14 protein-coding genes are annotated in these 10,089 nt (G+C 47.5%); 9 read left to right on the top strand and 5 right to left on the bottom strand.

Annotated features, from left to right (window positions below; translation table 11 throughout):
- Nucleotides 1-362: 362 nt before the first annotated feature.
- Nucleotides 363-719 carry a helix-turn-helix transcriptional regulator gene (locus GXP22_02515; protein ID NOX08360.1) on the bottom strand — a complete coding sequence of 119 codons (357 nt, stop codon included), beginning with the start codon at nt 717-719 and terminating at the stop codon, nt 363-365.
- Between the two features lie 112 nt (nt 720-831).
- Between GXP22_02515 and GXP22_02510 the strand changes: the two genes are divergently transcribed.
- The 9 genes from GXP22_02510 (at nt 832) to dbpA (ending at nt 6,943) form a co-directional block, all read left to right on the top strand.
- Nucleotides 832-1,440 carry a nitroreductase family protein gene (locus tag GXP22_02510; GenBank protein NOX08359.1) on the top strand — a complete coding sequence of 203 codons (609 nt, stop codon included), beginning with the start codon at nt 832-834 and terminating at the stop codon, nt 1,438-1,440.
- A gap of 81 nt (nt 1,441-1,521) precedes the next feature.
- Nucleotides 1,522-1,836, top strand: a complete 315-nt coding sequence (locus tag GXP22_02505) for a YbjQ family protein (GenBank protein ID NOX08358.1) — start codon at nt 1,522-1,524, stop codon at nt 1,834-1,836.
- 5 nt (nt 1,837-1,841) lie between these two features.
- Nucleotides 1,842-2,297 (top strand): YbjQ family protein, encoded by a 456-nt coding sequence (locus GXP22_02500; protein ID NOX08357.1) that lies wholly within the window; start codon nt 1,842-1,844, stop codon nt 2,295-2,297.
- Nucleotides 2,263-3,144 carry a M48 family metalloprotease gene (locus GXP22_02495; GenBank protein NOX08356.1) on the top strand — a complete coding sequence of 294 codons (882 nt, stop codon included), beginning with the start codon at nt 2,263-2,265 and terminating at the stop codon, nt 3,142-3,144. Before GXP22_02500 ends, GXP22_02495 begins: the two co-directional genes overlap by 35 nt.
- Entirely contained in the window at nt 3,141-3,443 is a 303-nt protein-coding gene (locus GXP22_02490; GenBank protein NOX08355.1) for a hypothetical protein, read from the top strand. The genes GXP22_02495 and GXP22_02490 overlap by 4 nt, the downstream gene beginning before the upstream one ends.
- Entirely contained in the window at nt 3,440-3,793 is a 354-nt protein-coding gene (locus tag GXP22_02485) for a CidA/LrgA family protein (GenBank protein NOX08354.1), read from the top strand. Before GXP22_02490 ends, GXP22_02485 begins: the two co-directional genes overlap by 4 nt.
- Nucleotides 3,786-4,514, top strand: coding sequence for an LrgB family protein (locus GXP22_02480; GenBank protein NOX08353.1), 729 nt, complete (start codon nt 3,786-3,788; stop codon nt 4,512-4,514). Before GXP22_02485 ends, GXP22_02480 begins: the two co-directional genes overlap by 8 nt.
- Nucleotides 4,515-4,553: 39 nt before the next feature.
- Entirely contained in the window at nt 4,554-5,534 is a 981-nt protein-coding gene (locus GXP22_02475; protein ID NOX08352.1) for a sel1 repeat family protein, read from the top strand.
- A gap of 14 nt (nt 5,535-5,548) precedes the next feature.
- The gene (gene dbpA, locus GXP22_02470; GenBank protein NOX08351.1) at nt 5,549-6,943 is read left to right on the top strand and encodes an ATP-dependent RNA helicase DbpA; all 1,395 of its coding nucleotides are present in this window, start codon (nt 5,549-5,551) and stop codon (nt 6,941-6,943) included.
- A 145-nt stretch (nt 6,944-7,088) separates the two neighbouring features.
- Here dbpA and GXP22_02465 read toward each other — a convergent pair whose 3' ends face one another.
- Genes GXP22_02465 through folB form a run of 4 tightly spaced genes read right to left on the bottom strand, consistent with a single transcriptional unit; the run spans nt 7,089 to nt 9,972 of the window.
- Nucleotides 7,089-7,886: an undecaprenyl-diphosphate phosphatase gene (locus tag GXP22_02465; protein ID NOX08350.1), complete on the bottom strand. Its 798-nt coding sequence runs from the start codon at nt 7,884-7,886 to the stop codon at nt 7,089-7,091.
- 45 nt (nt 7,887-7,931) lie between these two features.
- Nucleotides 7,932-9,122, bottom strand: a complete 1,191-nt coding sequence (locus GXP22_02460) for an SAM-dependent methyltransferase (protein NOX08349.1) — start codon at nt 9,120-9,122, stop codon at nt 7,932-7,934.
- On the bottom strand, nt 9,115-9,612 hold the full coding sequence (folK, locus tag GXP22_02455) for a 2-amino-4-hydroxy-6-hydroxymethyldihydropteridine diphosphokinase (GenBank protein NOX08348.1): 498 nt from the start codon (nt 9,610-9,612) through the stop codon (nt 9,115-9,117). The genes GXP22_02460 and folK overlap by 8 nt, the downstream gene beginning before the upstream one ends.
- Nucleotides 9,613-9,615: 3 nt before the next feature.
- Nucleotides 9,616-9,972 (bottom strand): dihydroneopterin aldolase, encoded by a 357-nt coding sequence (gene folB, locus GXP22_02450; GenBank protein NOX08347.1) that lies wholly within the window; start codon nt 9,970-9,972, stop codon nt 9,616-9,618.
- Between the last annotated feature and the right edge of the window lie 117 nt (nt 9,973-10,089).

Genomic DNA, 10,089 nt, shown 5'->3' with positions numbered 1-10,089 from the left:
AACCTACCATGCGGCTGAAATCGCCTTATATCACACGCTTGGAGCCTTACCCGTACCGGAAACTACCCACGAATTTTTCTGAGGAGGCAAAAAAATATCAAAGGTGGTAAATTGAAATTGTTACATAACACATATGGAGGGCCTCTTATTATAGTCTCACCATTGCCTGCATGGATTCAGGAGGTAGAGCAACGCAGGAATCCAAAGCGAATTTGCGAAATGCTTTCTGTAAAATAATGGCGAGTTAAAAGGGATTGAGCATTTCAGGTTTCCCTCAACAAGTCCGGCCATGGCCCAATTGTCATTCGATGAAAAATTGTTGGAGTGGTCAGATATTAAGAGAAAAATATAACAGGTTGTTGTCAGGCTTTTTTATGGTCCCGGATATCCTCGAGTTCTTCAATATATTTTACACCCCACACCTGTAGCGATTTGATCACAGGTTTTAGTGTAGCACCAAATTTTGTCATGGAATATTCCACCTTTGGTGGGATTTCCGGATAAATTTTTCTGTTAACGATTTTATCGGCTTCAAGCTCACGTAACTGTTTGGTTAACATGCGTTGCGTGATATCAGGGATGAGTTTTCTCAATTCATTAAAGCGTTTTTTATCGGCTTGCAAATGATACAGGATGACTCCCTTCCATTTTCCGCTAATGGCTTCCAGTGCGGCTTCAACCGGGCAGCCAAAATTACATTTATATTCAGAATGTTTCATTATAATTAATCCAGGTATACATTTAGTGCCTACTGCACAAATAAGTGCGTTCTTACAATTATAGAACTATTGGAATACTATCATGGTTGTTTCAATAAACAAGGGCAAGATAATGGATACACAAGAGGCAATTAAAAGTCGACGTTCTATTAAAGAATTTGATTCAACGCATATCATGTCGGATGAAGAAAGGGATCAATTAATCTCTTTAGCGATGTTATCACCTACCGCATTTAATCAGCAAAACTGGCGCTATGTCATTGTCAGTGATGTTGATTTAAGAAACAAAATCAGGGAGGCAGCCTGGGGGCAGCCACAGATAACGGATTCTTCATTGTTAATTATTCTATGCGCTGATCTTAAGGCATGGGAAAAAGAGCCGGTGCGTTATTGGAAAAATACCTCTAAAGAGGTGCAGGATTATGTCTTGCCGGCGATGGATGCATATTATAGAGATAAGCCTCAGGTACAGCGTGATGAAGCCATGCGATCCTGTGGTATTGTAGCGCAGACATTAATGCTAGCTGCCAAATCAATGGGTTATGATTCATGCCCTATGGATGGTTTTGATTTTGATGAGGTGGCGAGACTTATCAGGCTTCCTGATGACCATGTCATTTCTATGTTTGTTGCCATTGGTAAGGCCACGAGGAAGGCATGGGATCGACCGGGGCAATTGGCTCTTGATGATGTTGTCGTAGAGAACAGATTTTCTGGATAGTGGGTTAATATGGCATTACAAGACTGGCTCCCTGTTTATGCTAAGATTCATTTGTCTTTTGCATAAAGAGGGAGAGAAATAATGCTGGTGAGTAATCTGGAGATTGTACCGGGTAAGCGTATTCAGAAACATTTGGGTCTGGTGCAGGGTAGCTCGGTGCGTGCAAAGCATGTTGGGCGGGATTTTATGGCGGGGCTGAAGAATATATTTGGTGGTGAGTTAAAAGGCTATACCGAGTTATTGCAGGAGTCACGTCAGGAGGCTTATGACCGTATGCTGCAACAGGCAGAGTCTATCGGTGCTAATGCGGTGCTCAATATACGCTTTTCAACATCCAGCATTGCTGCGGGGGCTGCGGAGTTATTCGCCTATGGCACTGCTGTCATTATGGAGTAATCAATATGATTGATTTGATTATATTCCTTATCTTACTGGCATTGGGCTATGGTTTTGGACGCTTGGCAGAATCCAGGCACTACACCTCGATACGTGAACGTGAAAAAGAGCTCAATGTAATCCCTGCTATTGCATCCCGTATTCCACCACATGGAAGGCCTGATTTTGATATTCATTTGGTGACAGGTAGTGTGGTGATCTCCATTGATTATTTTAAGCGATTTATCGCTGGCTTGCGTAATCTACTGGGTGGTCGTATCAGTGCGTATGAAACGCTGCTTGATCGTGCGCGCCGTGAAGCACTCTTGAGGATGAAGGCTGAGGCAAGAGACCTTGGTGCCGAAATGGTATTCAATATCAAGCTGGAGACTGCCAGTATCCATAAGGGTCGAGGGGGCTCTATCGGTTCGGTTGAGGTGCTTGCCTATGGTACGGCATTTATTCCTCATCAGACGTCCTGATCATCCGTCGATGGAGTACACCAACCCTGAACTGCCGGAGGGCATTAATACCAGCAAGCAGAATCCGCTGAAAGAATTCGCTATTCTTACCCTGGGCATGGTGGGTGTACTGTTCATTAGTCTTACCTTGCTTATTTTACTAGTGGATTATTTCGCCGATAAAATCCCCTTTGATTGGGAACGCAGTTTGCCAGTAACACGGTTTCTTGATAGCAAAAATAGTGAAAAATTACCTTTGTATCTTGAGCAGGTTTCACAGCAAGTGATACAGAGCCTTGATCTTCCTGAGTCGATGACGATTAGCGTTCATTATGTGAACAGCGATACGGTGAATGCCTTTGCTACACTGGGTGGCCATATTGTTTTGTATCGTGGTCTGCTGGAAAAGTTGGGCTATGAAGATGAATTATCTATGGTCATTGCCCATGAGGTGGCACATATAAAGTATCGTCACCCTATTTTAAGTGCCAGTCATGGTGTTGTAACAGGATTAGTATTATCATTTATTGGTCTCTCATCAGGTGATGGTGTGGTCAGTGATTTATTGGGCTCAGTCGGTATGGCTACGATGATCAAGTATTCGCGTGATTATGAGTACCAGGCCGACAGCGATGCCGTTGAGAGTCTGATCAGAATTTATGGTCATGCCGATGGCGCAATGGGTTTGTTTAATATTTTTGATTCGGCGAAGGGTGATATCGGGACCGTGGAGTTTTTAAGTACACACCCGTTGACAAAGAATAGAATCACACAGGTTGGTACAATGATTGAGGGGCGTAATATCTTAAATAAAAATGACATGATACCTTTGCCACAGGCATTCAAGGATGGGTTGAAGCAGCCATGAAGACCTTTAATTTCCCTTATATTGCACTCGGTCTGGGGCTGGTTTTGATGCTGGTCGTTATGAAAGGAAGTGAGCTTGATAGTAAAGGTGTGACCGCTATCCCCTTATTAACATTGCTCATCGTGAGTGAGTTTTCTTTTTTTGTGAATGTAATTGGTGCCTATGTTGGGATTAAACACATGCGTTCTGTCCGTGTTAAGCCGGTTTATAAGGTGATGACACTATTTTGTATTGTGCTGGCGGTGCGATTTATGTTTTTTGGCTTGGCTCTTTGGCCTGATCAGGGGTTCCCTGGATGAAGCTTATAAATGGTATAACAATATTGTTAATTTATCAGTTGGTGGGTGAGGTCAGCGTGATGTTGTTGCAGATACCCGTGCCTGGCCCGGTGTTGGGCATGACCATGCTTTTTTTAACCTTGTTGTTGCGCGGGCAATCCGATGAATCTCTGGACTCGGTATCAACATCCTTGTTGAGCCATTTATCCCTGCTTTTTGTGCCTGCGGGTGTGGGTATGATGGTGCACTTTGATAGAATTATAAATGAATGGATGGCTATTAGTCTGACCCTGTTATTGAGTACCATTATCACCATGATGGCGAGTGCGATGATTATGTTGTTTTTGAAGCAAAGGCAGAAAAATGTCTGAGCCGGATTTTGCAACGATTTGGGTTTATCTGTCTACGTCACCTTTATTGGGTTTAACGGTCACACTGCTGGCTTATAGTATTGCCTATCGTATTTATATGCGCTGGGATGCCAATCCTCTATTGAGCCCGGTACTGGTGGCTATTGTTATCCTGATAGGCTTTTTATGGTTAACTAATACGTCCTATGAAACCTATTTTGAGGGCGCACAGTTTGTGCATTTTTTGCTCGGCCCGGCAACGGTGGCATTGGCAATCCCTTTATATAAGCAGTGCGATAAATTGAAGAGACTATGGTTTCCGGTATCGATTACCATTATCTCAGGGGCTGCTATTGGAGTCTTGAGCTCAGTGGGTATCGCCGGGTTGCTGGGTGCCAGTTCACAGACGCAATTATCGCTGGCGCCTAAATCGGTGACGGCACCGGTGGCAATGGGTATTTCAGAGCAGATCGGTGGTTTACCCTCACTAACAGCGGTTTTGGTTGTGGTAACGGGTATTATCGGTGCGGTTATGGGGACCTGGCTTTTTTCCCTGATGCGGATTAAGGATGATGATATCAAGGGTATTGCGATGGGTATTGCTGCACATGGTATTGGAACGGCGCGCGCCTTTCAGGTGAGTTCGGAGATGGGTGCCTTCTCTGCTTTGGCAATGGCATTATCTGCATTTGCTACAGCAGTTATGTTACCGTGGTTATTGAGTGCTTTAAGCATTTTTTAGACACTTACTTTATGAATAATAGTGAAGAGGAAAAACAGGATGAGTAGAATTCTTCGTTTGGCGGCAGTTTTTATTACTGGGATTGTTTTTCTATCAGGCTGTCAGAACAGCCCTAAAAAAGGACAGGCGACGGCAACTGCGGTAAAGGCGGTAAAGACACCAACGACCCCGACGAAGGTGCCGGTTAATACTCTGGCATCCTATCAGGCATTAGCAAAAAAGGGCGACGCAGCTGGGCAATATCAGTTGGCGTTGATGTATTTTAAGGGTGCGCAGGGGGCCTCTCAGGATGTTAATAAAGCAGCCACCTGGTTTCGTGCATCGGCTAAACAGGGTTATAAGCCCGCAATAGTGGCGATGATTACGATACTGAGAGGTAAAAAGAATAACGCTAATGAGTTTATGCAGTGGTTGCAGAAACTGGCGCAAATGGGTGATGCTGGAGGGCAAACAGATCTTGGCAGTGCCTATCTTAATGGCGTGGGCGTAGCAAAAGATTTTAATCAGGCCTTCTTATGGTTAAGTAAGGCTGTTGCGCAGGGTAATCCTAATGCTCAATATGCTCTTGCTCTTATGTATAAACAGGGTTATGGCGTTAAGGTTGATTATTTAAAGGCTGCTAATTTATTGCTTAATGCGGCGCTGCAAGGAGATGTTAAGTCACAGAATGACCTGGCAACAATGTATCAACATGGGCAAGGGATAAAAAAGGATATGGAACAAGCTCTGCAATGGTATCAACGTGCGGCAAATCAAGGTCTGGCAGTTGCCCAGGCCAATCTGGGTATTATTTATATTAATGGTAAAGACGTAACCAGGGATAATAAAAAAGCTTTTAAGTGGATGCAGTTGGCAGCGGCTCAGGGCTTGGCTCTGGCGGAACGCATTGTGGGTCAGATGTATGCGCTTGGTAGCGGTGTTGCTGTTAATAAAGCAGAAGCAAAGAAATGGCTACAAAAGGCCGTTGCTCATGGGGATAAGCAGGCACAAATTTTATTGAATAAAGTCAGCGGTTCCTGAGTTACAATGAGCGCATGAGTTTAAGCCAAACGATATTTTCGACCCTTAACCTGCATCCCGATTTACTCAAAAATCTGGATTCGCTGGGTTATGAGACCATGACACCGATACAGGCGCAGAGTTTGCCGCCTATTCTGGCGGGCAAGGATGTGATTGCCCAAGGGAAAACCGGCTCGGGTAAAACCGCTGCATTTGGTCTTGGTTTATTGGAGCGATTGGATGCAGGACGTTTTCGGGTGCAGGCACTGGTGCTCTGCCCAACCCGTGAGTTAGCCGATCAGGTGGCAAAAGAGATCCGTCGTCTGGCTCGGGGTGTGCAGAATATCAAGGTGTTAACCTTGTGTGGCGGTACACCTTTTGGTCCGCAGGTGGGTTCATTGGAACATGGGGTTCATATTGTGGTCGGGACACCCGGACGAATTGAGGATCATCTGCGCCGCAAGACGTTGAAGATTAAAGCGGTCAGTACGCTAGTGCTTGATGAAGCTGATCGCATGCTGGATATGGGGTTTCAGGAAACACTGGATGCCATTATTGATGAGATCCCGGAGCAGCGTCAAACGCTGTTATTCAGTGCCACTTTCCCGGATAAGATCCAGGCGATTGCTGAGCGTATTATGCTAGAGCCCGTGATGGTGCAGGTGGCAACCACGCATGATGATTCCAGTATTCAGCAATATTTTTATCAGGTCGATAATAATAAGCAGCGCATGACCGCCTTGCGCCTGTTGTTGTTACAGCATCGCCCGGAATCTACCGTGGTATTTTGCAATACCAAACGCGAGACACAAGAGGTCGCCGATGAGCTACGTGATGAGGGCTTTAGTACGCTTGCCCTGCATGGTGATCTTGATCAGCGCGAGCGTGACCAGACTCTGGTGCAGTTTGCCAATAAGAGTGTGTCGGTCCTTGTTGCGACCGATGTGGCATCCCGGGGGCTGGATATTGATGCGCTGGATCTGGTGATTAATTATCAGATCGCACGGGATGTTGAGGTCTATGTGCATCGTATTGGACGTACCGGACGTGCCGGTAGCAAGGGTATTGCCTGTTCTTTTTATAATGAGAAAGAGAGCTACAAGGTCTCCTTGCTGGAGGAGTATCTGGGACAGAAGATAAGCAGTGGAGAGTTACCCGAGCAGAGTCTGCTGGATCAGGCTATCTATCAGTCCTCAATGACCACCTTGCAGATTGATGGCGGTAAGAAACAGAAACTACGGCCGGGTGATATCCTGGGTGCGCTGACCGGAAAAGACGGGATCACCGGCAAGCAGGTGGGCAAGATCCATATTACTGATAATAGTGCCTATGTTGCGGTAGATTGTGATGTTGCCCGATCTGCATTGAAAAAGATCACCGAAGGTAAGTTAAAGGGACGTTCATTCAGAGCGCGCCTGATGCGGGGCTAGTAGGTTCCCACGCAGAGCATGGGAACCAGATCTCTCGTTCCCACGCAGGAGCAGCTCTCGTTCCCATGCTCTGCGTGGGAATGCATACGCCACCCATTTCCGCTCTCGTTCCCACACTCTGCGTGGGAATGCATACATAACCCATTCACACCACCCACACCAGCAATGCCGCTCCCAGTATCATACGATAGATCACGAATGGCATCATGCCGATGCGTTCCAGTAACTTGAGGAAGAAATGGATACAGGCATAGGCGCTCAGGGCTGATAGCACAGTACCTAACAGGATGGCTGTCCAGTCTACCGATGCCCCCTGTTTTAATAAGCTCAGGGTCTCCAGTCCACCCGCCAGCACAATCACAGGGATGGACATCAAAAAGGAAAAACGTGCCGCCGCACTACGACTAAGCCCCATGGCAAGTCCTGCTGTCATGGTGATGCCCGAACGTGAGGTGCCGGGGATCAGGGCAATAGCCTGGGCGCAGCCGATGGTCAGGATATCCTTCCAGGTGAGCTCGTATTCACTGCGGCTACCGCCACCCTTGCGATCAGACCAGCCCAGTAATACACCAAACAGCAATGTGGTGATAGCGATCACCATGGCTGAGCGTAGATCCTGTTCAACAATATCCTTAAAGATCAGCCCGGATAGCCCGACCGGGATCGTTGCCCACAATACTGCCCACGCCAGTTGGCTATCACGACTGGCTTGCCCGCCACCGACATGCTGGAACCATGCCAGGCTCATGCGCCGAAGTTCATGGCGGAAATAAAATACCACAGCCGTTAGAGTGCCGACATGGGTGGCAACATCAAAGGCGAGTCCTTGATCAGGCCAGTTAGCCAGTTTTGGCACCAGGATAAGATGGGCTGAGCTGGAGATGGGCAGGAACTCTGATAAGCCCTGCACTAGAGCCAGTACGATGATCTGTATTAAATCCATGATTTTTCCAATAAATTAATGGGGTGCTACTCTTTTTTCAGGCTATCATAATCGATTCCGCATATCCTGTATGCGAAAACCGGGAATCGGCTGTTGCAGATCCCGTGTCAGGGCAATGCAGCGAAAGCGTTCTCCCATCTCACCCGGCATCATCAGCTTTCTAATCTGTTGCGCCTGTTGCAAAAAATTGCGTTGATCCTCGGGATCCGTCTCCATCATCAGTGTCTCAATGCCGGTATCCATTAGGAAATGAGCCTGCGTGGTATACCCGCTAACCGCCAGACCATAGGTGTCCGCAGCCTCGGCGATGGCAGTGAAATCGACATGGGTTGTTATGTCCTGTAGACCGGGCAGGATCAGGGGATTATCGTGTGCCCGGTGGCGATAGTAGCATTGTAATGTGCCTTGTGAGCGTTGCGGGTGATAATACTCGGAACGCGGGTGACCATAATCAATGAATAGCATCAGGCCTTGTTGCAATACATCCACCAGACCCTTGATCCAGGGTGACAGGGTAGGGTTGATCTCGGAGTAATAATGATTGTCTAGATCCATCTCTGTGATGATGCTACTGATTGCCTGCTCCAGTTGCGGGTCATCAATGGGTTGGGGACAGAATTGAAAACCCTGTCCCTGCCAACAGACATGATCCAGCAGTATTTGTTGATCTTGCCAATGAAAGCGTTGTACCGGCATGGCATCAATGACCTCATTGCCCAGAATGATCCCCTTGAAGGCCTGTTGCGGGAGTTGATCGAGCCAGTGAATACGCGTGAAGAGGTGGGGGATCTTCTGTTGCAGAGTTTGTTGTTGGCGTTGGCGCAGATCCGCGCTGACTTCGAGGATATAATAATTTTCAGGTAACGACTGTTCACGCTCCAGCTCTTGTAACAGGTCACACGCCATGATGCCGCTACCCGCGCCTAGTTCCAGTATGTCACCGCCACCGAGTTCGTTCAGTACCGATTGGCAGCTATGTGCCAGACAGCGTGAGAAGAGTGCCGACTGCTCGGGCGCGGTGACAAAATCCCCCGCTGCGCCAAATTTGCGTGAGCCTGCGCTGTAATAGCCCAGGCCGGGTGCGTAGAGTGCCAGTTCCATAAAACGGGCAAACGGTATGGCGTGCTCCCCGATCTCTTGCCTGATCGTATTGACCAGTTGTTCACTCAGTGTGCGGGCGGCAGTATCAGGTGTGGGCCAATCAGCGGGGATATGCCAGGGATCGCTGTTAGTCATTATGGCCCAGGGTGAATGGAACCGGGGTGAGTGATGTATTGTGTTGTGGGAATGTTTGCCACAGTTCCGTGTAGGTCTGACCGGATATCGGGTGTGGTCGATCACCGGCAATCTCGGCCAGTGGTTTGAGGACAAAGGGGTATTCGGTAATCTCAGGTCGGGGTAACTGGAGCTTACCCTGTTGCAGCACCAGATCATCATAGATCAGCAGGTCAAGATCCATGGTGCGTGAGTCACAGGTGGAGGGGCGGATACGACCACAGGCCTCTTCGATTTGGTGCAGGTTTCCCACCAGTGTCTGCGGGTCTTCTTCGGTATGAAAGCAGAGCACCAGATTATAGAAGTCATCACCATCAAAGCCGACAGCACTATTTTCATAGACAGTGGATGCCTGAATCGTACCGTAGCGTTGTTGTAATAGATCAAAGGCACGCAGGATATTCTTGTGACGTTCGATATTGCTGCCAACAGAGATGTAGATTAGAGCCATTAGCTACTTATTGTCGCCACGTTCGATGATAATGCCGACATCTTTTGCCCCGCGTACCGCACCCAGTTTATGCAGGTGAAGCTTGACCCAGGGCACATTGAACTCATTAAGGATGATATCGGTAATGCGTTCCGCCAGGGTTTCGACCAGCTGGAAATCGGATTCCTCAACAAATTGTATCAGTCGTTTGGCAACCGCCTTGTAGTTCAGGGTGTCTTCGATACTGTCGCTAGCCGCCGCCTTGCGAATATCGGTCGCCATCTCCAGATCCAGGCTAATGGTCTGTTGGGTGGCGCGCTCCCAGTCATAGATACCAATAATGGTCTTGATGCGCAGGTCTTGTAAAAAAATAATATCCATGGGGCGTACTATAACAAATAAGTAAGTGGTGCGTGGTACGCATATATGGTCTCCTCCCAGTTTGCAAGACATTGTGAACCTTTAACAGTGACAGGATTGCTTCCATATATCCGGCCT

The sequence above is a fragment of the Gammaproteobacteria bacterium genome, from assembly GCA_013151035.1.
Taxonomy (GTDB): domain Bacteria; phylum Pseudomonadota; class Gammaproteobacteria; order JAADJB01; family JAADJB01; genus JAADJB01.
This window is presented reverse-complemented; position numbering and strand designations above follow the sequence as displayed.

Coding starts and splice junctions, on each gene's coding strand:
- GXP22_02515 (NOX08360.1), bottom strand. CDS start 719: ATGAAACATTCTGAATATAAATGTAATTTTGGCTGCCCGGTTGAAGCC.
- GXP22_02510 (NOX08359.1), top strand. CDS start 832: ATGGATACACAAGAGGCAATTAAAAGTCGACGTTCTATTAAAGAATTT.
- GXP22_02505 (NOX08358.1), top strand. CDS start 1,522: ATGCTGGTGAGTAATCTGGAGATTGTACCGGGTAAGCGTATTCAGAAA.
- GXP22_02500 (NOX08357.1), top strand. CDS start 1,842: ATGATTGATTTGATTATATTCCTTATCTTACTGGCATTGGGCTATGGT.
- GXP22_02495 (NOX08356.1), top strand. CDS start 2,263: ATGGTACGGCATTTATTCCTCATCAGACGTCCTGATCATCCGTCGATG.
- GXP22_02490 (NOX08355.1), top strand. CDS start 3,141: ATGAAGACCTTTAATTTCCCTTATATTGCACTCGGTCTGGGGCTGGTT.
- GXP22_02485 (NOX08354.1), top strand. CDS start 3,440: ATGAAGCTTATAAATGGTATAACAATATTGTTAATTTATCAGTTGGTG.
- GXP22_02480 (NOX08353.1), top strand. CDS start 3,786: ATGTCTGAGCCGGATTTTGCAACGATTTGGGTTTATCTGTCTACGTCA.
- GXP22_02475 (NOX08352.1), top strand. CDS start 4,554: ATGAGTAGAATTCTTCGTTTGGCGGCAGTTTTTATTACTGGGATTGTT.
- dbpA (NOX08351.1), top strand. CDS start 5,549: ATGAGTTTAAGCCAAACGATATTTTCGACCCTTAACCTGCATCCCGAT.
- GXP22_02465 (NOX08350.1), bottom strand. CDS start 7,886: ATGGATTTAATACAGATCATCGTACTGGCTCTAGTGCAGGGCTTATCA.
- GXP22_02460 (NOX08349.1), bottom strand. CDS start 9,122: ATGACTAACAGCGATCCCTGGCATATCCCCGCTGATTGGCCCACACCT.
- folK (NOX08348.1), bottom strand. CDS start 9,612: ATGGCTCTAATCTACATCTCTGTTGGCAGCAATATCGAACGTCACAAG.
- folB (NOX08347.1), bottom strand. CDS start 9,972: ATGGATATTATTTTTTTACAAGACCTGCGCATCAAGACCATTATTGGT.